General features: G+C 36.9%; 20 protein-coding genes. 5 read left to right on the plus strand and 15 right to left on the minus strand.

Features of this window, described 5'->3' with window-relative positions; all coding sequences use genetic code 11:
* Positions 1 to 8 precede the first annotated feature (8 nt).
* The 4 genes from ABJH90_RS02000 to ABJH90_RS02015 form a co-directional block, all read right to left on the minus strand.
* Positions 9 to 527: a hypothetical protein gene (locus ABJH90_RS02000; protein WP_348141897.1), complete on the minus strand. Its 519-nt coding sequence runs from the start codon at positions 525 to 527 to the stop codon at positions 9 to 11.
* Positions 528 to 645: 118 nt separating this feature from the next.
* Positions 646 to 1419 carry a hypothetical protein gene (locus ABJH90_RS02005; RefSeq protein ID WP_348141898.1) on the minus strand — a complete coding sequence of 258 codons (774 nt, stop codon included), beginning with the start codon at positions 1417 to 1419 and terminating at the stop codon, positions 646 to 648.
* Positions 1420 to 1587: 168 nt separating this feature from the next.
* Positions 1588 to 2862, minus strand: coding sequence for an amidohydrolase (locus ABJH90_RS02010; protein ID WP_348141899.1), 1275 nt, complete (start codon positions 2860 to 2862; stop codon positions 1588 to 1590).
* A gap of 4 nt (positions 2863 to 2866) precedes the next feature.
* Entirely contained in the window at positions 2867 to 3412 is a 546-nt protein-coding gene (locus ABJH90_RS02015; protein ID WP_348141900.1) for a DsrE family protein, read from the minus strand.
* Between the two features lie 128 nt (positions 3413 to 3540).
* On the opposite strand from ABJH90_RS02015, the gene ABJH90_RS02020 reads away from it, so the two are divergent.
* The 3 genes from ABJH90_RS02020 to ABJH90_RS02030 all read left to right on the plus strand — a co-directional run bounded on the left by ABJH90_RS02020 (position 3541) and on the right by ABJH90_RS02030 (position 7544).
* A complete protein-coding gene (locus ABJH90_RS02020; protein ID WP_348141901.1) occupies positions 3541 to 5868 on the plus strand; it encodes a UvrD-helicase domain-containing protein in 2328 nt (775 codons plus the stop codon).
* A 115-nt stretch (positions 5869 to 5983) separates the two neighbouring features.
* On the plus strand, positions 5984 to 6859 hold the full coding sequence (locus ABJH90_RS02025) for a glycoside hydrolase family 16 protein (protein ID WP_348141902.1): 876 nt from the start codon (positions 5984 to 5986) through the stop codon (positions 6857 to 6859).
* Between the two features lie 64 nt (positions 6860 to 6923).
* Entirely contained in the window at positions 6924 to 7544 is a 621-nt protein-coding gene (locus tag ABJH90_RS02030; protein WP_348141903.1) for an L-threonylcarbamoyladenylate synthase, read from the plus strand.
* A gap of 48 nt (positions 7545 to 7592) precedes the next feature.
* Here the strand turns inward: ABJH90_RS02030 and ABJH90_RS02035 are convergent, their stop codons facing one another.
* From ABJH90_RS02035 to ABJH90_RS02045, 3 genes are all read right to left on the minus strand, one after another.
* On the minus strand, positions 7593 to 8444 hold the full coding sequence (locus ABJH90_RS02035) for an OmpA family protein (RefSeq protein WP_348141904.1): 852 nt from the start codon (positions 8442 to 8444) through the stop codon (positions 7593 to 7595).
* 99 nt (positions 8445 to 8543) lie between these two features.
* Positions 8544 to 9545 carry a glycosyltransferase gene (locus ABJH90_RS02040; RefSeq protein WP_348141905.1) on the minus strand — a complete coding sequence of 334 codons (1002 nt, stop codon included), beginning with the start codon at positions 9543 to 9545 and terminating at the stop codon, positions 8544 to 8546.
* Between the two features lie 12 nt (positions 9546 to 9557).
* On the minus strand, positions 9558 to 10004 hold the full coding sequence (locus ABJH90_RS02045) for a type I restriction enzyme HsdR N-terminal domain-containing protein (RefSeq protein WP_348141906.1): 447 nt from the start codon (positions 10002 to 10004) through the stop codon (positions 9558 to 9560).
* A 26-nt stretch (positions 10005 to 10030) separates the two neighbouring features.
* Between ABJH90_RS02045 and holA the strand changes: the two genes are divergently transcribed.
* On the plus strand, positions 10031 to 11035 hold the full coding sequence (holA, locus tag ABJH90_RS02050; RefSeq protein WP_348141907.1) for a DNA polymerase III subunit delta: 1005 nt from the start codon (positions 10031 to 10033) through the stop codon (positions 11033 to 11035).
* A gap of 5 nt (positions 11036 to 11040) precedes the next feature.
* Here the strand turns inward: holA and ABJH90_RS02055 are convergent, their stop codons facing one another.
* From ABJH90_RS02055 to ABJH90_RS02080, 6 genes are all read right to left on the minus strand, one after another.
* On the minus strand, positions 11041 to 11418 hold the full coding sequence (locus ABJH90_RS02055) for a DoxX family protein (RefSeq protein WP_348141908.1): 378 nt from the start codon (positions 11416 to 11418) through the stop codon (positions 11041 to 11043).
* 158 nt (positions 11419 to 11576) lie between these two features.
* Positions 11577 to 13988, minus strand: a complete 2412-nt coding sequence (locus tag ABJH90_RS02060; RefSeq protein WP_348141909.1) for a thiamine pyrophosphate-dependent enzyme — start codon at positions 13986 to 13988, stop codon at positions 11577 to 11579.
* A 157-nt stretch (positions 13989 to 14145) separates the two neighbouring features.
* Positions 14146 to 16983, minus strand: coding sequence for a metalloprotease (locus tag ABJH90_RS02065; protein WP_348141910.1), 2838 nt, complete (start codon positions 16981 to 16983; stop codon positions 14146 to 14148).
* 7 nt (positions 16984 to 16990) lie between these two features.
* The gene (locus ABJH90_RS02070; RefSeq protein WP_348141911.1) at positions 16991 to 17677 is read right to left on the minus strand and encodes a TIGR00730 family Rossman fold protein; all 687 of its coding nucleotides are present in this window, start codon (positions 17675 to 17677) and stop codon (positions 16991 to 16993) included.
* A gap of 46 nt (positions 17678 to 17723) precedes the next feature.
* A complete protein-coding gene (gene uvrA, locus ABJH90_RS02075) occupies positions 17724 to 20585 on the minus strand; it encodes an excinuclease ABC subunit UvrA (protein WP_348141912.1) in 2862 nt (953 codons plus the stop codon).
* Positions 20586 to 20722: 137 nt separating this feature from the next.
* Positions 20723 to 21496, minus strand: a complete 774-nt coding sequence (locus tag ABJH90_RS02080) for a TIGR03915 family putative DNA repair protein (protein WP_348141913.1) — start codon at positions 21494 to 21496, stop codon at positions 20723 to 20725.
* A 403-nt stretch (positions 21497 to 21899) separates the two neighbouring features.
* Between ABJH90_RS02080 and ABJH90_RS02085 the strand changes: the two genes are divergently transcribed.
* Positions 21900 to 22652, plus strand: coding sequence for a LexA family transcriptional regulator (locus ABJH90_RS02085; RefSeq protein ID WP_348141914.1), 753 nt, complete (start codon positions 21900 to 21902; stop codon positions 22650 to 22652).
* A 58-nt stretch (positions 22653 to 22710) separates the two neighbouring features.
* On the opposite strand, the gene ggt is transcribed toward ABJH90_RS02085, so the two are convergent.
* Positions 22711 to 24393: a gamma-glutamyltransferase gene (ggt, locus tag ABJH90_RS02090; RefSeq protein ID WP_348141915.1), complete on the minus strand. Its 1683-nt coding sequence runs from the start codon at positions 24391 to 24393 to the stop codon at positions 22711 to 22713.
* Positions 24381 to 24974 carry an acyl carrier protein phosphodiesterase gene (locus ABJH90_RS02095; RefSeq protein ID WP_348141916.1) on the minus strand — a complete coding sequence of 198 codons (594 nt, stop codon included), beginning with the start codon at positions 24972 to 24974 and terminating at the stop codon, positions 24381 to 24383. The genes ggt and ABJH90_RS02095 overlap by 13 nt, the downstream gene beginning before the upstream one ends.
* Positions 24975 to 25009: the final 35 nt, after the last annotated feature.

Raw genomic sequence — 25009 nt, forward strand, 5'->3', positions numbered from 1 at the left:
GCAACTAATCACCAAATTTCTCCAATTTCCCTTTTCACATAGGCCAGAGCAGTTGCAGAAGGAGATTGTTTATCCATAGTCTCATTTAGAACATCTTCACGAAACTTATCAGCGGAGTCAGATTCGCTCATTCCGGCTTTTCTTATGGATTGAATTGTAGCATTTTTAGCAGCTTTTATAATATTCCAGCAATCATCACTCATATAGATCTGTTGTGACAAATTGTGATCGAATTCGTTTTCAATGCTTCGGATCAATAATTGCTCATAAGCATTTTTATCAGCAGATTTTGGCGCCACTCGCACCACCAGACTAGGTATTGAGATGCGCTCTAAAAACAGAGCCATCCTTTCATAGGCTTGCAAGCGTATAGGCATGGCATCTTTTTGTGAATCCTTGTGAAGTAAAAATCTTCTGCGACCTTCCTCGTTTCTGGTATGTAATCTAAAAAAATAAAAAGCTATAGCCCCGGTTACCACAGCAGGTAATAAATATGCAAATAGTTGAAAAATTCCGTCCCCAGTCATGTTTTGGTATTTTAGTTTGGTTTATGGATGTAGAACGTTAGATTATTCAAAAAATTATCTCTTCATTTTAACTTAATACGTAAAGTTGTATTGTATCAATATCCGAGGATACCTCCTTTCATTTCTTCATATTCTGTCTTAAGCTAAGGTAGAATAAATTGAAATCAGGGTGCAGCTTAATATATAAAGAACTGGATAAGTCTGTTTTTCTGGAGACCGCAATTCGTCCTGCTTTAACATCAGCTGTATTCCCAATAATTGTAGTTACAGAAGCAGCCTGTGCATAGACAATATCCCAACTAAGAGCATCATCTGCGTGGAATTCAAGAGTAACCGCCATATCAGGATTTGCTTTAATTACTCCTGCTATTTTACCAAGAGATTCTGTAGCTCCGGCTTGTAATTCTGTACTGTTAGAATTGGCTCCAAATAACGTGGCATTATCCATAATTACAATAACTGATCCTCGTTCAACTTTTATATTTGCATTTTCCCCCAAGGTTTGCTTGAAATTGGTAAGCACGAGCAGCGAAATGGAGTCATTACTGGTTAATGCGTCATTAATAAATTTCAGTTCCGCTTCTTTCTTTCTCAGACTTTCCATTACACTGCCCAGGTTGTCTAACTTGTTATTAGATTGTGTGGTGATATTATTTAAATTAGCCAGCAATGTAGCGTTATTCTCCTCCAGGCCCTGCAACTGACTTTCAAAAGAATCTGCCCTGGTTTTACTTATTTTTTCGTTTTTTTTGGATTCTAAAAGTTCGGCCTTAGTGCTTTCCAACTCGGCATTTAAACTGTTAACCTGAGCTACAAGTTCTTTTTTATTCTGTGCTTGCAAAGCACCGCCAAACAAAAGTAAAAGGAGAAATGATAAAGTAATTCTATTCATAAGGAATTTAGATTAATTAAAAAATTGGGTTTTTAATCCTTCTTTTAAAATGTGACACAAAAATAAGTCATTTAAAGTTTCTTCAATTCTTTCTTTGTCAATTAATTGTATTCTAAAATAGATTTTATCCAGTAAATGCCCGGTTTAAAGCAAGTGGAAAATTCAATTTCACATATTTAAGTAATCCAGGCTCATTTCTGTAAGTGTTTTTACCCCTAGAAGTAGACCGCTATCATCTATTAAAAAATCAGGTGTATGGTGTGGAAAGGACACATTAGTTCCGGGTGTCATCCCCCCTAAGAAAAAGAAAAACCCGGGCACCTGTTGCTGAAAATAAGAGAAATCCTCCGCCCCGGTAACGGCATTCTGAGTCTGGACATTACCCTCCCCGGCAGCACGTTGTATAGTAGGCAACATTTGAACAACAAGATCCGGATCATTATAGGTAATAGCTGTATTAGTATGAATTTCTAACGAGGCCTCACCTCCATAAGCCTCAGCAATAGCAGGAACCATTTCCTCCATTCTTCGGTTGATCATTTTTTGCATATCATAATCCAGGGTACGAATAGTACCGATCAATTCTGCACTTTCGGGAATAATATTAAAACGAACCCCACTTTTTATTTTACCTACACTAATTACTGCTGCTTCGTTTGTAAGATCAGATTCTCTGCTAATGATTGTTTGCAGTCCTTCTATAATTTTTGCACTAATAAGAATAGGATCTACACCCAACCAGGGTTGAGACCCATGGGTTTGCTTGCCTTTCACATTAATAACAAAACGTTGTGCCGATGCCATAGTGCCCCCGGATTTATACCTGATGACCCCTACCGGAGTAGCAGAATTAATATGAAGTCCAAAAATTGCATCTACATCCGGGTTTTTTAACACACCTTCTTTTACCATTAGGAGCGCACCCCCTTCTTCTCCCGGAGGCGGACTTTCTTCTGCAGGCTGAAATATAAACTTTACTGAACCTTTTATTTTATCCTTGTTTTTGGATAAAACTTCTGCAACGCCCATTAAAATAGCCGTATGTGTATCATGCCCACAGGCATGCATGACGCCTACCTGTTCACCAAGAAATTCAGAAGTAACTGAGGATTTAAACTCGAGATCATTGCGCTCAGTTACTGGCAAGGCATCAATATCCGCCCTTAGTGCTACAACCTTTCCCGATTGATTTCCATTCAACACACCAACAACTCCGGTATGGGCCACTCCAGTTTGCACTTCTATGCCCAATGCGTTTAAATGTGCAGCTATTTTTTCAGCAGTTTTGAATTCACGATTGGACAATTCCGGATTTTGGTGTATCTCTCGTCTCCATTCAATAACCTTGTCTTCAACAAGTTTATAATCATTAGTTAAGTTCAGCTCCTGGGCCATGGAAATACTTCCAAAAAGGAATGCTGTTACTAGTATTAATTTGTTCATGGTATTAGAATTTTATAAGTTGAAAATCATCATTCTGAAATTGAATCAGAGCGGTCATAGCAGATAAGGCCAGTTCAACGCCATCAATGGTTTGGGAAATAGGAATATCTCGTGAAAGTGACGATTGACCGCAAAATACAATCTCAACACCCGCATCTAAAAGTTTTTGTACTAATTCTTCGTTTGGATTATATGTACCGTATCTACTTTTATATTCCGAACTTTTCAGAAGATCTTTAGAGGCATTATTGTGGACTACAAGGGCAACTTTAAGATTGGCAAGCGGAATACCACTCTGAACATGCATATTTAAAAATCGAGCTGCAGTTTCAATACTTTTATTCAGCTGGTCAGAGGATTTGGAAGTGTTCATAATATCAAAAACAACCTTGTATTCTTTTGCGGGATAGGTTTTGAAATCGGGATTTTTTATGCTCCAAACTTCCCCATATCCGGTAATAACCGGACCCGATTTTTTTGTCTGTGAATGCAAAGAAGTAAATCCGAATAGAAGGCAGAATAAGACGTTAAAAAATAAGTATTTTGACATGTAGTTCAATAGATTTTCTAAATATATTCAAATTGCAGATAATACGAAGTCAAAGTTCATAAATATTAGTTTATAACTTTTTCATGAGGTTAATTATGGCTAAATTCACTTCATAAAATGCCTCTAGCTTGAATACATTTTTGGATGATTTAAATGACGCTCAAAAAGGCCCTGTTTTACACAAGGAAGGACCTCTTATGGTAATTGCCGGGGCCGGTTCAGGAAAAACCCGGGTTCTTACATTTAGAATTGCCCACTTAATGGAGCAAGGCGTTGATCCCTTTAATATTCTGGCACTTACCTTTACAAACAAGGCTGCCAGAGAAATGAAAAAGCGAATAGCCAGTATTGTGGGCGGTTCTGAAGCAAAAAACTTATGGATGGGAACTTTTCACTCCATTTTTGCCCGTTTACTTCGCTTTGATGGTGATAAATTAGGTTATCCGAGTAATTACACCATTTATGACACTCAGGATTCACAACGTTTAATTTCATCGATAATTAAAGAAATGGGATTAGATAAGGACATCTATAAATACAAACAAATACAAAATCGTATTTCATCCTACAAAAACAGTTTAATTACCGTTAAAGCCTACTTCCAAAATCCCGAATTAATGGAGGCAGACGCCATGGCAAAGCGCCCCAGATTGGGTGATATTTATCAAAACTACGTGGACCGATGCTTTAAAGCCGGGGCAATGGATTTTGATGACTTACTTTTGCGCACCAATGAATTATTAAGCCGTTTCCCAGAAGTTTTAATGAAATATCAGGAAAGGTTCAGATATATTCTGGTAGATGAGTATCAGGATACCAATCACTCTCAATATCTTATTGTAAAAGCGCTGGCTGACCGCTTTCAAAATATTTGCGTTGTGGGCGATGACGCTCAGAGTATTTACTCTTTCAGAGGCGCAAACATTACTAATATTTTAAACTTTCAGCGAGACTATGACGATGTTGCCGTATATAGGTTAGAGCAAAATTACCGCTCTACCAAAAATATAGTTAACGCTGCAAATTCAATCATTGCCAACAATAAAAACCAACTGGAAAAGGTAGTATGGACAGCTAATGACGAAGGTACCAAGATAAAACTTCACAGAAGTACCACTGATGCTGAGGAAGGAAGATATGTGGCCGGCTCAATTTTTGAAAACAAAATGCAAAACCAGCGGGCAAATGGAGATTTTGCGGTTCTATATCGTACAAACTCCCAGTCCCGGGGCATTGAAGATGCCTTGCGTAAAAGGGATATTCCGTATAGAATTTATGGAGGCCTTTCATTTTATCAGCGAAAGGAAATCAAGGACTTGTTGTCCTATCTCAGACTCGTAATCAACCCAAAGGACGAAGAGGCTTTAAAAAGAGTTATTAATTTCCCTACTCGTGGTATTGGCCAAACCACAGTTGACAGACTAACGGTAGCCGCTAATCATTACTCAAGATCAATATTTGAAGTAATGGAGAATTTAGATAAAATAGATTTAAAAATAAATACGGGCACAAAAAGAAAACTCGAAGATTTTACTAATATGATAAAGAGTTTTCAGATTATGAATGAGAATGCGGATGCTTTTACTCTGGCTGAGCATGTGGCTAAGAAAACTGGTATTCTCCTGGAGTTTAAAAAGGATGGCACTCCCGAGGGTATTGCTCGAATGGAGAACATAGAAGAATTATTAAATGGTATCAAAGACTTTGTTGAAGGGCAAAAGGAATTGGCAGATGCAAAAGGTGATCTTACAGAGTTTCTGGAAGATGTAGCACTGGCTACGGATTTGGATAAGGACACCGGTGATGATGATCGAGTGGCTCTAATGACCATTCACCTTGCCAAAGGATTGGAGTTTCCTTTTGTTTATATTGTTGGGATGGAAGAGGATCTTTTCCCTTCTGCAATGAGCATGAATACACGAAGTGAGTTGGAAGAGGAGCGCAGGCTATTTTATGTTGCGTTAACCCGTGCCGAGGAACAGGCATATCTAACATATACCCAAAATAGATATCGCTGGGGTAAATTAATTGATGCAGAACCCAGTCGTTTTATTGAAGAAATAGAGGATAGGTATATCGAGAACCTGACTCCAATAAACACGTATCGGTATAAACCTTTAATTAATACCGATATTTTTGGTGAAGTTGATAAGTCAAAGCTAAGAGCATCAAAACCTGAAAATGGTATTCCACCAGGCATTGGAAAACCCAATGAAAATCAACTGCGAAAACTTAGAAAACTTAAACCGGAATTATCCAAACCAATTGGAAATACAAATACTATAGATCCAAATCTATCAGAAGGGACTCTGGTAAATCATACACGTTTTGGTCGTGGTAAGGTATTGCGCATTGAAGGAGCCGGCAATGACAAGAAGGCGGAAATACAATTTGTAAAAGGCGATATAAAAAAGCTGCTTCTTCGATTTGCCAAACTGGAAATCATTGATCATTAGAGAGCTAATGATTATTATTTACTATTGAAGTAGATACTAACCTATTGACAAATTAGTAGCCAGCCATAAGTTTTTCATATTATCTTTGGAAAATAGAACAGTCCAATTTGAATCAATGTATAAAAATATTTTTCTCCTTTTTACTGTATTCCTGATTGGAGGCAGTAAGAGCAGTCCGCAGGAAAATCAGGCAACAGTTTTACCTGAAGCAACAGACACCAATAATTTACCAGATGTTAATTCTCCTGATTATTGGGATAATGCGGTTCTGGTTTGGCAGGACGAATTTGATGGAAATACCCTGTCTGAAGAGAACTGGATTTTTGAGACAGGCGCAAACGGCTGGGGTAATAATGAACTACAGAATTATACTGAAGACGAAAATGTTACAGTAAGTGATGGAACACTTAAAATAATAGCGAAAAAAATAGAACAAGGCCCGGGAATGGTTGAATACACTTCTGCAAGATTAAATAGTATTACCCATTTTAAATATGGAAGGATGGAGATCAGGGCAAAAATCCCTGATCATAAAGGCAATGGTTTATGGCCAGCTTTATGGATGCTGGGCAGCACCATTCAAACGGCAGGATGGCCGGCATGTGGCGAGATTGATATTATGGAGTATGTAAGTTTTGAACCCAACCAGACTCATTTTTCCATTCACAGTGTTGCCAACAATCATAGAGATGGGACACAAGTAACTTCTGGTCCGGTTTTACTGGAGACAATAGAAGAAGAATTTCACAATTATGGCATTCTGTGGACTAACAAGTACCTGAAATTCTATATAGATGATATAGAGAATATTAAGCTCATATTTCCGCGACCTGCTATTTCTAATGCGGAAAACTGGCCTTTTTCAGGAACATTTTATTTCTTAATGAATATAGCTGTTGGAGGTGATTGGGGAGGTCTGGAAGGTGTAAATGATGACATTTTTCCTGCCGTTATGGAGGTAGATTATGTACGTGTCTATCAGGTTAAATAGAATCCCTATTCATTTTATTTGCGTTTGACCTCAATAATAGTTATTCCAAATATCTAGTAAGAAAATGGCCGAATTCATTAAGATATACGAACAGAATCCTAATCCAAAAGAAATAGATAAGGTTGTCTCCATTTTGCGAAAAGGAGGTTTAATCATATATCCTACGGATACGGTTTATGGACTGGGTTGTGATATTACCAACACAAAGGCCATGGAAAAAATTGCCCGTATAAAGGGAATTAAATTAGAAAAAGCTTACTGGTCCTTTGTTTGTGCAGATCTTAGTAATCTTTCGGATTATGTCAGGCAATTGGATACTCCAACATTTAAGATTCTTAAGCGGGCACTTCCCGGCCCTTATACTTTTGTATTGCCAGGTAGCAGTAAATTACCTAAGGATTTTAAGAAAAGAAAGACTGTAGGTATAAGAGTTCCGGACAATAATATTGCAAGGACTTTGGTTGAAGAGTTAGGTAATCCAATTGTATCAACCTCAATTCGGGACGAAGATGAACTTTTGGAATATACTACAGATCCTGAATTAATTTTTGAAAAGTGGCATAACCTAGTAGATATTGTTATTGATGGAGGATATGGAGGTAATATAGGATCTACGGTAATTGATCTTTCAGGAGACGTGCCGGAAGTACTTAGAGTAGGCAAAGGAGATCCTGATATCATATAAAAAAACCGCGATCAATGACCGCGGTTTTTTAATAAAATTATTTAATATTTAGTCGTTAATAGCAGGATCTTTCATTCCTTCTTCAATCATACTATAGAACTGATCAATTTTTGGAAGTACAACAATTCTTGTTCTTCTGTTTTTAGATTTTTCAGTCGGAGAAACAGGAATATACTGTGATCTACCTGCTGCAGTCATCCTTTTTGGATCTACGCGATAATCATTTTGTAAAATACGAACAACAGCTGTAGATCTTTTTACACTTAAATCCCAGTTGTCCAGTAAAACTCCTTTTCTGTAAGGAACATCATCCGTATGTCCTTCTACCATAAACTCAAAATCTGGTTTGTTGTTTACAACTTGTGCAACTTTTCCTAATATTTCCTTAGCTCTTGCCGTAACATTATAGCTTCCACTACTAAATAATAGTTTGTCCGAAATGGAAATAAAAACTACACCCTTTTCAACATTGATCTCTATATCCTGGTCATCTAAATTTCCAAGAACACCTTTCAGGCTTTGGACTAGTGCCAGGTTTACAGAATCTCTTCTGGTGATAGCATTTTGTAATTTACGAATGGTGAGATCTTTTTCCTGAAGACTTTCCAAAGATTTCTCAAGATTTTCTGCACCCTTTGTTGTTAGGGTGGTTAAGTTCCCCATGTTATTTATTAACTCCTGATTGTTTGCCTTCAGAAATGAATTCTGATCTTCCAAAGTTTGCAATCTTGCATCTGCTGTTGCTTTTTCCTCAAGACAGGAATTCAATTTAACTGTAGCAGAATTTAACAGGTCCTGTGTCTCTTTGTGTTTAGACTCTAAATCAGCATATTTCTTTTGCGATACGCAAGATGATAAAAGGACCGCCATTCCAATAAAGCCTAGAATAAATTTTTTCATAATAATGTTTATATAAAATTAATTGTTTGTTTAAATCAACTCTCGTCTAATTCATGGTAAAATTATGACATTTGATTTCCTTTAATTTCTCAAAATTAGTTAATCTTTTACTAAAATGTTAAAATTCTTTACATGATATACGAAATAGGACCATACTATGGATTTTGTAATGTAATACGATGGGATAAAATTGTCCTTTTCCCTTTTCTTATACATTTTACCAAAATGCCGGTAATAGCTTAAATGTGCCTTAAAAATAGCCCAGCAATGAACAGGTTTAAACTGTAAAATAAATCTAACAGCCGCGATACCATCAAGGATAAGCCGAACAAAAATTATAGGAAATGCTTTTTTTCGGGGGAGGTTTTTAGTGATAGAATAAAGTGAGTTTCTGAAATTTAAAAAAGTTTTTTTTGGGTTCATATTACTCAATGTGGAACCTCCAAGATGATATACATATGATGCTCCAACATAGTAAACCTTTAAGCCTTTGTTTTGTGCCCGCCAACATAGATCAACCTCCTCCTGATGGGCAAAATAGTCCTCATCAAATCCTCCAAGGCTATCGAAAACCTCACTTTTTATAAACATACTGGCACCGGTTGCCCAGAAAATTTGTGCAGTATCATCGTACTGACCTTCATCTTTTTCGATGGCCTGAAAAATGCGCCCCCTGCAGAATGGATATCCAAACTGATCTAAGAAACCACCTGCTGCTCCCGCATATTCAAAATAATCTCTTCGTAACAGATCAAGAATCTTAGGTTGTATTATAGATGCATCCGGAAACTTTAGAAATGCTTCTTTTATAGGCTCTAGCCAATCGGGTGTTACTTCAACATCGGAATTTAGAAGACAATAAATGTCCGCGTCCACCTGTTTTAATGCGTCGTTGTATCCTTTAGCAAATCCATTATTTGCACTATTTTGAATAATGTTTACATTAGGAAAGTTTTCTTTTACAAAAGCCACAGATCCATCAGTAGAGGCGTTATCCGCTACATAGATGTCAGTGTTACCGGAATATTGAACCACCAAAGGCAGGTAGCGTTCCAGGAGCACTTCTCCATTCCAATTTAGTATGACGATTGCAAATTTCAAAACGGTTGCAAATTAACGGCTAAAATCAGGAATTTGCCTTAAAAAAGAATATTTTTCTTCTTCATAATTCATATTGCAGTAAAAATGATCTAATCCATTGGTGACCATCAGGTATTCTGCTTTCATTTTTAAGTTATAGCGTGCAATCTGATCAAAAACGTCCTGTGAGATTATAATATTAGGGGATTTGCATTCTACCAGAATATGGATACTACCATCTGTATTAAAGACTACAATGTCATATCTTTTTCTCAAACCATTTAGCGATAAGGTTTTTTCAACATTAATTAGAGACGTAGGATACTTTTTATCCACGTTTAAAAAATGAATTACGTGCTGCCGTACCCATTCTTCGGGCTGCAGGCTAACAAATTTTTTACGTATTATGTCAAAAATCTGCTGCTTATTTTCGCTACTTTTGAATCGGAAATTGTAGCCAGGAAAGTTGAGAGGTAGCATAAAACAAATTTGGTAATTTTTTTTGGATGGAAGAAGTAAAGCAGATTGTAAATAACATCCGAAACGGGAACATAAGCCCTATATATTTTTTGATGGGTGATGAACCTTATTATATTGATAAAATAGCTCAGTTTATTAGTGATAACCTACTTACGGAGGAGGAGAAGGGCTTTAATCAAATGGTTTTATACGGCAAGGAAGTATCTTTAGAACAGGTGCTGGCAAATGCAAAGAGATATCCAATGATGTCCGAACGACAGGTGGTCATTGTGAAGGAAGCGCAGCATTTATCCAGAAATATAGAGGAATTAAGTGCTTATGCTGCCAATCCACAAACTTCAACAGTGCTGGTTTTCTGTTATAAATACAAAAAATTAGACAAACGTAAAAAATTACACAAAACTCTTCTGGCTGAAGGGAGTGTCATTTTTGATAGTAAAAAACTGTATGAAAATCAGGTTTCAGATTGGATTAGACTAACTTTAAAACAGAAGGGCTATGCAATTTCACATAAGGCCTCAGTTTTATTAGTAGAGTATTTGGGAACAGACCTTAGCAGAATTAATAATGAATTAGAAAAATTACAATTAGTACTTCCAAAGAACACCGAGATCACCCCCGATCTTATTGAAAAACACATAGGTATAAGCAAGGATTACAATAATTTTGAATTAAAAAAGGCTATAGGAGAAAAAAATGTTGTCAAAGCTACCAGGATAATCAATTATTTTGCACAGAATCCTAAGGATAACCCTTTTGTTGTTACTGTGAGCCTGTTGCATACTTTTTTCACACAGTTACTTCAATATCATGGACTATCGGACCATTCTCCTAAGAATGTGGCTTCAGCTTTACGGATCAACCCTTATTTCGTGGGAGAGTTTCAGATAGCGTCCAGAAATTACCCCATGAAGCGTGTTAGCAGTATTATTGCTTATTTACGGGAAATGGACTTAAAAGGAAAAGGGGTAGGGGCTTATAATATTTCGCAAGCTGATCTTCTGAAGGAACTTCTGGTTAAAATAATATAGAAAGTTTACTTTTTGTCGATACTATACCGTCCTGGACCTAGTAGCATTATAACCGCGAAACACACTAAGTACAACAGAGCGAGTTCTTTTCTTCCAAAAGGATCTGAACCGTGCACAATAAAGGCCGCCACAACCATTAATATCAGAATTGGTAAGGTGGCCCAACGGGTTTTATAACCAATTATTACCAGTATAGGGCAAATGACTTCACCAATAACTGCAAGAAACAGAGAAGGCGTAGCTCCGATTCCTATCGGATCGGCAAATTCAAAATCTCCATTTAGAAGTTTTTGCAACTTGGGAATACCATGAGATAATAAAAAGGCAGAGGGAAGAATACGCAGAACTGCCAGACCAATATCACTTTTAAGTTTTTTAGTCATTCATTTTAAGATTGGAGAATCTAATGTAAGCTTTTTTTAATAACTTTTTGTCAAATAGTTTAGAATTCACTTAATGTAGTATGACAGAATAGCACCATCACATTTAGATAAATACATCAGAATCGAAACTATAATAAAATAATTATAGCGTAGTTCTCTCAGCGAAGTTTTGGATATTCAGTTGGATTTGCCTCATGCATTATATCATATACCTTTTCAAATATGTCTTCTGCATTTGGTTTAGAAAAATAATCGCCATCGGAAGCATAGGCTGGTCTGTGAGCTTTTGCGGTAAGGGTTTGAGGTGCACTGTCCAGGTATTTATAAGCCCCCTGACGTTCTATAATGTCTTGCATGAGATAAGCTGCACATCCACCAGGTACATCTTCATCAATGACCAGCAGTCTACTGGTTTTTTTGATACTGCTTAAGACATTATTTGTAAGGTCAAAAGGGAGTAAGGACTGTGCATCAATCACCTCCACATCAATTCCCACTTCTTTTAATTCCTGAGCCGTATGTTGAACGATACGCAGCGTAGAACCGTAGGATAAAAGTGTAATATCGGTACCTTCTTTAACAATTTCAACCACTCCGATGGGGGTGCAAATTTCGCCCAGGTTATTTGGTTTGTCTTCCTTAAGCCTATACCCGTTTAAACTTTCAATAATTAGTGCCGGTTCATCACTTTTCATCAATGTATTGTAAAAGCCGGCTGCTTTAGTCATATTCCTGGGGACCAACACATAAATCCCCCGAAGGAAGTGAATAATACCCCCCATTTGAGAGCCGGAATGCCAAATACCCTCCAGGCGATGCCCCCTGGTGCGAATAATTAGCGGAGCCTTTTGTTTGCCAACCGTACGATAAAGTAATGTGGCCAAATCATCACTAAGAGTCTGTAGGCCATATAACAGATAATCCAGATATTGTATTTCCGCTATCGGTCTGAGCCCCCTTAGTGCCAAACCAATTCCCTGACCAATTATAGTAGCCTCTCGTATACCTGTATCAGCAATCCGCAATGCACCATATTTCTTTTGAAGACCTTCCAACCCCTGGTTTACGTCGCCAATTGCTCCACTATCTTCTCCAAAAATGAGGGCATGTGGATATTTGTCAAAAAGCCTGTCAAAGTTATCTCTCAATATAATCCTTCCATCTACCTTTTCAGGCTTATCATCGTATATAGGTCTTATTTGTTCAACGTTTATTGCCTTGTTGGATAATTCACTATTGAGGTGTGAGCTGAATTTTATTTGTGAGTCTTTAAGGAATTTTTCAATCCATTTTGTCAAGGCATCTTTTTCCTTAGAATTTTCACCTAATACATGGCGAAGCGCTTTTCTTGACTTGGAAGCCAAATCTTTTTTTAGTGGCTCTTCAATGGCAATAAGGTCATTCTTGATTTTAGTTACAGATGCCCTGTTGGGACTATTTACTGCCAGATTATCCAATAGTTCTATTAGGATTTTTTTAGCCTCTTTATGAGGAGATAAGAATTCTATCCAAGCCTCTTTTTTAGCAGTCCTAACCTCTTTTTTAATTGCTAATTCTATTACTAACAAAGATGCATTGTCAGTAATTTTCTTTTCCAGAATCCATTCTCTGAACCGCTTGTTGCAATCATTTTCTTTTTCCCAGAGCAATCTTTCCTCACTTTTATACCTTTCCTGCGATCCTGAAGTGGAATGCCCCTGAGGTTGCGTCAGCTCAGTCACATGGATCAATACTGGTATATGTTCTTCTCTTGCCAGTTCAGAAGCATTTTCATAAGCATGAATTAGGGCCGTATAATCGTAGCCTTTTACCCTTAGAATCTCATAACCCTTGTTATTTTCATCTCTTTGGAATCCTTTAAGAACTTCTGAAATATCTTCTTTGGTTGTTTGGAATCTGGCAGGCACTGAAATTCCATATTGATCATCCCATACACTAATGATCATGGGCACTTGTAAAACTCCCGCTGCATTAAATGTTTCAAAAAAATGACCTTCAGATGTACTGGCATTACCTATTGTACCCCAGGCAACTTCATTTCCATTGTTGGAAAAATTGGTGGTATCTATCCCTTTGACATTGCGGTAGATTTTTGAAGCCTGTGCCAGACCAAGAAGCCGAGGCATCTGACCTGCAGTAGGCGATATATCAGGACTACTATTTTTTTGTGTGGTGAGGTCTTTCCATGAACCGTCCGGATTAAGGCTGTAAGATCCAAAATGTCCACCCATTTGCCTTCCGGCACTCATGGGCTCTTTTTCAATATCTGTAGTTGCGTACAGACCATGAAAAAATTCTTTAGGGCTAAGTTGCCCAAGTGCCATCATAAAGGTTTGATCTCTATAGTAACCACTTCTAAAGTCCCCGTTTCTAAAAGATCTGGCCATTGCTAATTGTGGCAATTCCTTTCCATCACCAAAAATTCCAAATTTGGCTTTACCTGTGAGAACTTCCCTTCTGCCCAAAAGGCTGCACTCCCGGCTTGTGATCGCTATTTCATAATCTTTTAAAATCTGTGCCCTAAAATCCTCGAAGGAAATGTCATCACTGGTTTGTAGTTTAAAACTCATTAGGGAAAGATTTGTAGCAAAAATATGAAAACAGTATGATTTTTACAATCAAAAAAATTGGTTTTATATTAATAAAAAATGAATAAACCCACTAAAAAGCAAGAACTAATTGTAAATAATTTAAAAAAATAGATTTTTTTTAAGAATAGTATAATTTCTAAAACCATTGCCTGGTGAAAAGCCCTAATAAAGTTTTAGGACTTAAAGTGATTATAAAACGAATTCGTTCTGCATAGTTCGGCTGTGCAATTTCCCAACCGTTATTAGAATATACGGGAAAATATAATTCAAAATAATCTGTAAGTAAATTAAGACGTATCCCTGAGTCATAAACGAATCTTGTGGGTTGATTTTGGTTTTTGATAAAACCTAAATCCCCATATGCTTCTATCCATCTCCAAATATTTACGCTAGAATTCGTGGTAGCAATCCAATCGTTAGAAAAAGGGTTTTCCAATTGAGATTTAAAACCACCTTCGGCAATAATTAATTGTTGACTCCATATCCCCGAATCTTCGGATCTACCCAGATAATTGTAATCAAATAAATAATCTGTGGGCCTGTCCAGCGCAAAACTAAAATAATCTCCGCTCGTCTTGTTTCTTAAAAACTTACCGGCAAAAAACCGAAAATTAAATTGGGTATTATTGACAAATAGTTTCCGGTATTCGAGATTGAACGCTAATTTGGTAAAATCAGAAGAATGTTGGGCGTCCGCAAACCATGAGAAATAGTCGATAATTCCGTTGTTTGTATTTCTAAACCTTGCATTCAATACACTATAATCGGGATCGGTTTCTATATCGAGGCTAGGATCAATATTTCTAAACACATTAACATATCTCAAAGTAAGTAACTGCCGCTTATTTGAAATAAGGTCTGCAGGGCGCCATCCAAAGCTAACCGAGGGGGTAAATGTGCTATAGCGCGAATTGACTTGAAAATGAGAAGAAGATCCACGGAGAGCATAATTAGTGACGTAAAATCCACTCTTTCCATGATAGTGCCTGTAGGTAAGTTTACCACTTCCAACCAGTGCTTTTTCTCTGAATGAATACCGTGGAGAAAAATCAAATACAAAAGGTCGTTCAAGAAGTGTTTTATTAGTAAATCTAATCCCGGGAGTTAGACCATCATATATATTAAAACCTAATGTCGGCACATAAAAAATTTGGTTGTAATAAGGATCTTCAGCATCTTTAAAAAACTGAAATTTTAACTTTTTATGGCTGATAAAGAAACCCTTTAACGCTTTCCAGTTATCTCGCTGATTAAATTCTGGAATGGTATGATCATAGTTAAGAACTAACTTGTCTTCCAAATTTCGCGGTATAGTAAAAGTTTGCTCGGTTTTAATTCCATCAAACCAATATTCAGAGACTACCTCATCTTTTTTCAATCCGAATAAGGATATTGGAACGTCTGTACCTGTTTTGTTTTTGAGTGTTACATAAAGTGAATCCTGTGTTTTAACTACATTAGATATCTTAAAATCAATACGTTCGTTCGTTGAGACATAGCTTTTAAAAAACCAATCGATATCCTTTTCAGAATTCTTCTTTAAAACACGCTCGAAATCTGATGGTCTTACTGGTTTTAATTTAAATTGTTCATAGAACTCTTTGATAGCTATATCAATATTATCAACACTTGTGTAATCTGCAAGATAGGCTAAGCCAAGTCCTGCTTTATAGGTATTGGCTATTTTCTGATTAAATTTTATCAGGGAGTCATTTGGTGTGTTAAGCGCCTGATCAAGGTTTTTTCTAGCCGTAAACATATACAAAAAGGAATATTGCTCATTGAAGTCCATTTGAGCTAAATGAAATCCTTTAATCAGCCAACCTTTAGAAAGTTTTCCAAGTAGTTTTTGATCGGGATAAAATTCTTCCACGAATTTGATCATTATGTAATTGATCACGGCATCCGCAACCCATTTTTCCTTTCTTGGATTTAGGAATAGGGATTCTTTTATGTAACTGTTAAGTGCAGTTTTCATAAATGTCATTTCAAACTGGAACTGCTTCTCATACGGGCGTATAAAAGAAGGTAGCTGATTTAACCCATAAATAGGGTTTTTATTAAAATCCACTTCACTTACCAATAGCTGCTCATATGGAAAGTCTCCAAGACTCTCATGAATAAAACGTGAAATCCTATTAATTGAAACACCTTGTGAAATTTCATCATATTTTGTTGCCTTGAGATCTGTTACCACTATTAGTTCGGGAGTGACATGTTTGGTAAACTTTTTTTGTGCATTCAGAATAATGTAAGCACTCTTTCTGTTTACCCCTTCCAATGTAGCTTGTTTTTTACCTGGAAATCCTGAGATATTTACTTCCTTGAAATTAGTACCAAAGAATAAAGAATCAGGATAGCTGAAAATAATATTGGTATTAGTATTTCCTGTGTGTAGATCTTCAAGATTTTTGTTTGAATACAATTGCCATTGACCGTCATAAACCGCCGGTGTCAGATACCAATCTTTTAAATAATAACCCCCTTCGTTGTTATATCCATAGGGAGTATATTTATTTGGTGGCAGCTTGACAGTATAAGTAATAAATAATTTAGCGGAAGCACCCGGAACCAAAGGAGTATTGAGTTCAATTTTAATGATATCCAGGCCGAAAGTTCTACTCCAGGAGATAGCTCGGTATTCATCGTCTACAATAGTAAAAATTTCTGTCCTGCCCCGATCTTTATCTTTGGCTAAATGAAGACTCTTTTTAAATTCCTCGGCGAATCGCCTTGCAAGAGCAGTGCTTTTGTCGGAATAGGAGTTTGCCCAATCATTAAAATACAATACGCTTAGGGTATCTTGTGAATCATTTAAATATTCAAATTCCTGTTGGATATTTATTTCCCTGGTCTCTGACTCTAAAGCAGCTTTCAGGCTATTAGTATGTTGCGCATAAATACTACTAATCCCAAATATGAAATAGAAGATAACAGCTATTAATAGAAAAGTCGGAATGCGCCGTAGTAACATATTTGAATTAGAAATTTGGACTTAAGGTATGACCTTTATAGAAAGCATCAATAATTTCTACAACCTCTTCCTCTTTATCAACAATGCGTATTAAGTCGAGGTCTGTCTTACTAATATTTCCTGCTTTCAGCATAGTGCCTTTAATCCAGTCTATCAAACCTTTCCAGAAAGATATTCCGACCAGAATAATGGGGAATTTACCAATTTTATTTGTTTGAATTAGCGTAATAGCTTCAAAGAGTTCATCAAGTGTGCCAAATCCTCCAGGTAAAACTACAAATGCTTGCGAGTATTTTACAAACATTACCTTTCGCACAAAGAAATAATCAAAATCCAAGCTCTTATCATCATCAATGTAAGGATTGTCATGTTGTTCAAAAGGAAGATCTATATTCAGCCCAACAGAGGTCCCTCCGGCCAAATGCGCTCCTCTATTACCTGCTTCCATAATACCAGGACCACCGCCTGTAATAATACCATAACCAGCTTCTGAAACTTTTTTGGCAACATTTACAGTAAGTTCGTAATATTTGGTATCCTCTTTTGTCCTGGCAGAACCAAAAATTGTAACACAAGGGCCAATTGCGCTCATTTTTTCAAAACCGTTTACAAACTCACCCATAATTTTAAAAATGGCCCATGAATCATTGGTTTTAATTTCATTCCATCCTTTATGATGCTTCTCTTTCCTCATATTTTTATTTTTTTGTCACTTAAATCGATCTCATAAATCTATAGATTTAACCCCGAACTTCCAGCCTCGAATTTTTTAAACTAAATTCTTTTTTGAGGTAAAATGCGGTATAACTTTTATCGTCTTTGGCTACTTCTTCAGGAGATCCTGCCGCAACTATCATGCCGCCTCCGCGACCTCCTTCATAGCCTATGTCAATTATGTAATCGGCCATTTTTATGACATCCATGTTATGTTCAATTATCACAATGGTATTTCCTTTGTCCACTAATTTATTTAAAACTTCCATGAGCACCCTTATATCCTCAAAATGAAGTCCGGTTGTGGGTTCATCCAAAATATAAAAAGTGTTTCCTGTATCCCGCTTAGACAATTCGGTTGCAAGTTTTACGCGTTGAGCTTCTCCGCCTGAAAGTGTAGTTGATTGCTGTCCTAATGAAATATAACCTAGTCCAACATCTTGAATTGTCTTTAACTTTCTATAAATCTTTGGTATTTGGTCAAAAAAGGCAACTGCTTCATCCATGGTCATTTCGAGAATATCTGCAATAGATTGTCCTTTATATCTTATCTCCAGAGTCTCCCTGTTAAATCGTTTTCCATTACAGGTTTCACATTCAACATATACATCGGGAAGAAAGTTCATTTCAATTACCCTCAATCCACCTCCCTGACAAGTTTCACATCTGCCACCTTTTACATTAAAACTGAACCGGCCCGGCTTATAACCCCTTATAGCAGCTTCTGGTGTTTTGGCAAAAAGGGCACGTATTTCTCCAAAAACACCGGTATAGGTAGCCGGATTAGACCTTGGTGTTCTTCCAATAGGAGATTGATTAATATCTATTACCTTATCAATGTTTTCGAGACCTTTAATACCACTATATGGCATAGGCTTTTTAACCCCATTAAAATAATGGGCATTCATAATTGGATAAAGCGTTTCATTAATTAGTGTTGATTTACCACTACCAGAAACACCTGTCACCGCAATCATTTTCCCCAATGGGAATTCAACCGATACATTCTTTAAATTATTGCCTGTACAGCCTTTCAGACTTAAACTTTTCCCATTCCCTTTTCTCCTTGTATCAGGAATAGGAATTTCCTTCTCTCCTGTTATAAATTGAGAAGTCAATGTATGTTGTTCAATGAGTTCAGCTGCAGTTCCTTCTGAGATTATCTCGCCCCCATGTTTTCCCGCATGTGGACCTATATCAATTACATGATCTGCATTTTCAATCATATCGCGGTCGTGTTCCACTACAATTACAGAATTTCCAATATCCCTGAGTGATTCCAATGATTTGATCAGGCGATTGTTGTCACGTTGATGTAATCCAATACTGGGTTCATCCAATATATACAGAACCCCTACCAACTGGGATCCTATTTGTGTTGCGAGCCTTATACGTTGCGCTTCGCCTCCAGAAAGTGATTTTGAGCTACGGTTCAGCGACAAATAGTCCAGGCCCACATCTAACAAAAACTTAATTCTCGATTTAATCTCTTTTATGATCTCCTCGGCAATCTTTTTTTGATTTCCTTTTAGTTTGGAATCAAGCTGATCAAAAAAATCGGCGAGATCAGAAATATCAAGTTGACACAATTCTGCTATATTCCTATCCTCGATTTTATAATAAAGTGATTCTATTTTTAACCTTGAACCATTGCAAGTGGGGCAGATTCTTTTATCCATAAAATCTCTGGCCCAACGTTTAATTGATGTAGAATCTGCCTGATGGTACTGGTTTTTTATAAAATTTGCAATACCCTCATAGTCTATGTGGTATAGTCTTTTTACACCCAGGGTTTTAGAATCAACTTCGAACTGTTCAGAGCCTCCATATAGAATAGTCTTAAGTGCTTCATCCGGAATTACAGATATGGCATCAGTAAGTTCAAATTCATATCGTTTGGCTATAGTTTCTAATTGCTTAAATGCCCATGAACTTTTATACTCACCAAGGGGCGCAATACCACCTGATTGTATAGATAATTTTTTATTCGGAAAAATTTTATTCTCGTTTACTTCGAAGACATGCCCCAGGCCGTTGCAGTGGTTGCACATGCCCTTGGGAGAATTAAAGGAAAATGTATTGGGCTCAGGTGAAGGATATGAAATACCGGTAGTAGGGCACATTAAATTCCTGCTAAAATATCTTGGAACTGCTTCACCTTCTTCAAGAACCATTAAGACATCATCGCCACCATACATGGCTGTATTTATTGATTCGGAAAGCCTTTTATTCAAATTTTCATTATCATCTATTTTCAGACGGTCAATAACGATTTCAATATCATGGGTTTTATATCTATCCACTTTCATTCCTTTGGTGATATCCATAATTTCACCATCTACCCTAACTTTCACGAAGCCTTGCTTTCCTATTTGCTCAAAAAGTTCGCGATAATGTCCTTTTCTAGATTTAATTACCGGGGCCAGGATGCTGATCCTTTTGGCAAAATAACTTTCGCTAATAAGCTCTTTAATCTTATCATCACTATAGCTTACCATTTTTTCGCCTGTATTATAGCTATAGGCATCCGAGGCCCTGGCAAATAGCAACCTAAGAAAATCGTAAACTTCAGTAATTGTTCCCACCGTGGAACGCGGTGATTTTGAAGTGGTTTTCTGTTCTATCGCGATAACTGGAGACAGACCATCGATTTTATCTACGTCCGGACGCTCAAGTCCTCCCAAAAACTGTCTTGCATAAGAAGAAAAGGTCTCTATATATCTACGCTGGCCTTCAGCGTAAATAGTATCGAAAGCCAATGAAGATTTGCCACTTCCGGAAAGCCCGGTTATTACAACCAGTTTTTCTCTTGGGATGGTAACGTCAATATTTTTTAAATTATGAACGCGGGCTCCCTTGACTTCAATATTCTCCTCGTAATTTATCATTGAATTAGACAAAGTTGCAAAGGTACGTTTTTGACGACTAAAAAGGAAGCGTGGTTTATTTTGATTTTGTTAAAGGCCTTTAAATAAGCCAATGCAAATCGCCTTCTTGGAGTCCAATTAAAACAAAAACAATGATGCTAAACAGCTTCCTTAGCTTGCCGATATTTCCTGCGCCGTTTAGGCAATTGATGCGTATGTAGTTTGTTGGAAATCAAAGATTTAATAGAATTGTTTGCAAAATAAGTATTCCACAATTCAATAACACTCATTGTACTAGTTTGAATAAGATTATTTAAAGGTCTGGCATTCGCTATTATTTCTTTTGAATCGAATGACTTTAATTGAAGTGTATGAAGATTAAAGTAAAGGCCGTAGTTCCGCTTTATGTCGTAAATAATCCAGTGCCTGTCGCTGTAATTAGACCTAAAGTGTTTTGATACAAGAGGTAATATGTCAAACTCGGGTTCCGCAATAATAAAATGAATACCATCTGCGGAGACATTAAATTTCATAAATGCCTCCATCTGGTTTTTTTTCTTACTCACAATATTTGCCAAATGATTTATCTTAAAAACCATGTCATCAGTTAAATCTATGTGATTGGGAGACCCTTTAGCAACTATTTTTTGAATATATAAATAAAGCAATTGTTCGATACCAGCCGTCTCACTTAAAAAAGCAAAATAAATATTCTTCATTGCGTTATTACTTCTTTGGCTAATACCATTCCAGACCCGCTTAGCTTTATTCACTTGTGTTAAAATAATTTGTGTTTCAGTAAACAAGCCCTTTTGAACCTGACTTTTTCTTTGAATATCAACAACATTTATTTTTTGCTCAAATGCAACAAATACGGAGGTTAAAAACCCATTAAAACTCCCATCGTATAGTAATATTTTTTCTCTTTCCATAACTTTTAGAATAGGCTTAATTGTTTGTTTATTGATTTCTTGGATATATTCCTTGATACATTCTGTTTAATCTTTGACAGCCTCTTTTCTTTTATGATCTCTCTATTGCTATTTACATAAAAGCTGTCATCTAATCCTCTTTGAGCCCATAGGCTTAATTTTTTAGTAATAATCTCATCTAACATGACTAAGTTCATTTGTATATATTCCAAAAATATGGAAAATATCCTAAATTAGGAAATAATCCTAAAATATTTTGGAAATAATCCAAATTTTGTATATTTGATAATCCTGAATAGGGACACTTTCCAAAATAGGATAGGGAGAAGTACTATTTAATGGTTTGATAGATTGATAACGGTTTTAAACATCTGCATAGGACGGAAAAAACAGAAAAATAGAAATGGAAAATGAACTTACTATAAAAAGATTTATTGAGATAAGGCGGGATTTGGGATATACACAGGCCGAATTTGCCCGTATGCTCGGAATTCCAAATACTACTGCCGATATAGAACGCGGACGGACCAAACTTTCTGGCAAGGTTGTCGTTGAAATGTTAAAACAATTTAATGTGAACCCGCTATGGTTATTTGGCGATAGTAACAATCAACATTTAAATTATTCGGGGACCAGTGTAATCCCAAAAGTTGTAACTGTCGATTCTTCGGATAATGACAATATGGTTTTAGTAAATGCAAAGGCCGCTGCAGGTTATCCTCAAAATATTCAGGACACAAGTTGGTACAAACAATTACCTGCCTTTGATCTCCCACTTCCCGAATTCAGAAATGCTACTTACAGGGGATTCCAGGTTGAGGGTGATAGTATGTTGCCTAATCTGCAACCTGGTGAATGGATATTAGCAAAGGCGGTGGAAGGTCTGGATGATATAAATCTCAATAAGATCTATGTAGTTGTACTTCATGATGCTGTTCTGGTTAAAAAGATTGAAAAATTGCCCGGGAATTCAAAAATGCTTTTGATTTCACTTAACGAAATCTATCCACCTTATGAAATAGAATCCGAGCAAATACAGGAACTTTGGCAGGTAAGCAGCAAAATAACTTTTGGGGTAGATGCTACAACAGAAAAAGGCTTGCTAAGGCAATTGCAGGAATCTATGGAAGAGTTAAAAAACCAACTAAGGAAGTAACTTTTCAAAAACGGGATTAAAATTTAAGAAAGAATCGTTAATTCAAAACTTCTGAGGTTTAAAAGCCTACTGCCGTATCATCTCCTCGTTTATCTGCCCCTCCTTCAAGGCTGCCATCCGGTAAAACCAGTATTGCATCCACTTTTCCAAGGATAGGTGTGGGTTTCTCACTAATATGGTAACCTTTGGATTTTAACTCAATTTTCAGCGCATCTGAAAATCCCTCAGTCTCAAAAACGATATGATCTGGTAGCCACTGGTGATGAAATCTAGGCGCGTTTACAGATTCTTGCATACTCAAATTAAATTCATAAGTGTTTAAAATTGTCTGCGCAACGGCGGTAATTATTGTAGATCCCCCGGGAGAACCGACAACCATCCAAAGGTTATCGTCTTTTTCAACAATAGTTGGGGTCATTGAGCTTAGCATTCGTTTCTCGGCTGCTATACTATTGGCTTCAGCTCCTATGAGCCCAAACATATTGGGCTCTCCTGGCTTAGCGCTAAAATCATCCATTTCATTATTTAGGAAGAACCCTAATTCATCGCAATAGAGTTTGGAACCATATGCCCCGTTTAAGGTTGTTGTTACAGAAACAGCATTTCCCATCTGATCAACAATGGAATAATGAGTAGTCTCACTACTTTCCATAATTTCCACTGTACCGTGCTGCACTTCGCTAGAGAGCGTGGCTGCATCAAATGAAAAGTTCTCCATTCGAGCTTGTAAATACTTCTTGCTTAATAAAACATCGAGAGGAATAACCACAAAATCCGGATCTCCAAGGAAGAAATTCCTGTCCGCATAGGCCCGCCTTGCCGCCTCAGTAAACAACTGAATAGATTTAACAGAATTATGACCAAAGTCTGAGATGTCATAAGATTCAATCATCTTAAAGATTTGATTGATCGTTACCCCACCACTGCTGGGAGGGCTCATTGAAATTATCCTTAAGTCCTTGTAATTGAACACAATGGGCTGTCTCCATTTAGCCTCATACCTGGCCAGATCTTCTTCAGTTACATAACCGCCTTTTTCCTGAATAAATCTTGCCAGTATTTTGGCAGTTTCTCCTTTGTAGAATTCATCCCTTCCGTTAATTGCTATTCTCCTTAAAGTATTGGCCAGGGCAGGATATCTCAGTGTGTCTCCGGCATCACATTTATTGTAAAACAAAGTATTTTCTCCATTTACACTTCTAATCTGATCCCAATACTTATCCATCCTGTCGGCTTGCTTTGCTGTTACCTCAACCCCCTGATCTACCAGTTTTATAACCGGATCAATAATATCTTCAATAGGCAAAGTGCCAAATTTATTATGCACTTCAAATATCCCCGCTATAGTTCCGGGAACTCCCGTTCCGCTTGCACCGATGGTACTCTTACCCGGAATAACATTTCCCAGGGAATCCAGATACATATTTTTATGCGCCGCCAATGGAGCCTTTTCACGATAATCAAGCCCTCCTATATTGCCATCACTTTTGCGGTAAACCATAAATCCACCTCCACCAAGATTACCGGCAAATGGATACGCCACTGCCAATGCAAGTTCAGTTCCAACCATTGCATCAAAAGCATTCCCTCCTTTTTGAAGTATGGCTATTCCAACCTTTGAAGCCTCTTCACGTGCAGATACTACCATGGCATTTTTACTTACGACACCAGTCGGTTGAGGGGGTTGTTTTTTACATTGCGCAAAAAGGAGAAGCGCAAAAAGAAGAATTAGTACGCGCATATTAAATTATATTTCTGTTTGGAAAAGACCACTAGTTCATTAAAAAAATCCGTAAATTCTACCTCAAATGCTTCGTAGTTTTCTTCAAGATCAAGAATGGCATAATTCATTTTACTTTTATTATTCGTTCTTCTGTTCATACCATTCAAAACTCTGCTTATTCCTTCCATTTTAGCATAATTGAGTAACCAATTATCACTTATCATATAAGGGATCATTCGTTTAGTGCCATCAGGAAGAATGGTAATGTTATCTTCCAGTAAATCATAAAATTTATCTACAAAAATATCCAAAGGAGTATCCGAATATTGCTTCCAGTTTTTAGCCAAAAAGTGATCATAAAAAATATCGACTATTACCCTGCTGTAGTGACTGTAATTCTTGTGCAATCTTTTGCTGCTTACTCTGGTTATAGGGTGTGAGTCTGTATAAGTGTCTATTTCACGATGCAATAGTATACCTTTTTGTATTCTATCCGGAAGGTGCTTGTATTTATTTCCTCTTATGCTGTCTGCAATGAAATTTCCGATGGTTATTTCATCATCTCCAAAGGATAGATATATATGTGCTAAAAAGTTCATTCACCACGAATATAATCTTCACAGCTGAATTTACA

Source organism: Eudoraea sp., assembly GCF_039969275.1.
Classification (GTDB): Bacteria; Bacteroidota; Bacteroidia; order Flavobacteriales; family Flavobacteriaceae; genus Eudoraea.

Coding starts and splice junctions, on each gene's coding strand:
- ABJH90_RS02000 (WP_348141897.1), bottom strand. CDS start 527: ATGACTGGGGACGGAATTTTTCAACTATTTGCATATTTATTACCTGCT.
- ABJH90_RS02005 (WP_348141898.1), bottom strand. CDS start 1,419: ATGAATAGAATTACTTTATCATTTCTCCTTTTACTTTTGTTTGGCGGT.
- ABJH90_RS02010 (WP_348141899.1), bottom strand. CDS start 2,862: ATGAACAAATTAATACTAGTAACAGCATTCCTTTTTGGAAGTATTTCC.
- ABJH90_RS02015 (WP_348141900.1), bottom strand. CDS start 3,412: ATGTCAAAATACTTATTTTTTAACGTCTTATTCTGCCTTCTATTCGGA.
- ABJH90_RS02025 (WP_348141902.1), top strand. CDS start 5,984: ATGTATAAAAATATTTTTCTCCTTTTTACTGTATTCCTGATTGGAGGC.
- ABJH90_RS02030 (WP_348141903.1), top strand. CDS start 6,924: ATGGCCGAATTCATTAAGATATACGAACAGAATCCTAATCCAAAAGAA.
- ABJH90_RS02035 (WP_348141904.1), bottom strand. CDS start 8,444: ATGAAAAAATTTATTCTAGGCTTTATTGGAATGGCGGTCCTTTTATCA.
- ABJH90_RS02045 (WP_348141906.1), bottom strand. CDS start 10,004: ATGCTACCTCTCAACTTTCCTGGCTACAATTTCCGATTCAAAAGTAGC.
- holA (WP_348141907.1), top strand. CDS start 10,031: ATGGAAGAAGTAAAGCAGATTGTAAATAACATCCGAAACGGGAACATA.
- ABJH90_RS02055 (WP_348141908.1), bottom strand. CDS start 11,418: ATGACTAAAAAACTTAAAAGTGATATTGGTCTGGCAGTTCTGCGTATT.
- ABJH90_RS02060 (WP_348141909.1), bottom strand. CDS start 13,988: ATGAGTTTTAAACTACAAACCAGTGATGACATTTCCTTCGAGGATTTT.
- ABJH90_RS02065 (WP_348141910.1), bottom strand. CDS start 16,983: ATGTTACTACGGCGCATTCCGACTTTTCTATTAATAGCTGTTATCTTC.
- ABJH90_RS02070 (WP_348141911.1), bottom strand. CDS start 17,677: ATGAGGAAAGAGAAGCATCATAAAGGATGGAATGAAATTAAAACCAAT.
- uvrA (WP_348141912.1), bottom strand. CDS start 20,585: ATGATAAATTACGAGGAGAATATTGAAGTCAAGGGAGCCCGCGTTCAT.
- ABJH90_RS02080 (WP_348141913.1), bottom strand. CDS start 21,496: ATGGAAAGAGAAAAAATATTACTATACGATGGGAGTTTTAATGGGTTT.
- ABJH90_RS02085 (WP_348141914.1), top strand. CDS start 21,900: ATGGAAAATGAACTTACTATAAAAAGATTTATTGAGATAAGGCGGGAT.
- ggt (WP_348141915.1), bottom strand. CDS start 24,393: ATGCGCGTACTAATTCTTCTTTTTGCGCTTCTCCTTTTTGCGCAATGT.
- ABJH90_RS02095 (WP_348141916.1), bottom strand. CDS start 24,974: ATGAACTTTTTAGCACATATATATCTATCCTTTGGAGATGATGAAATA.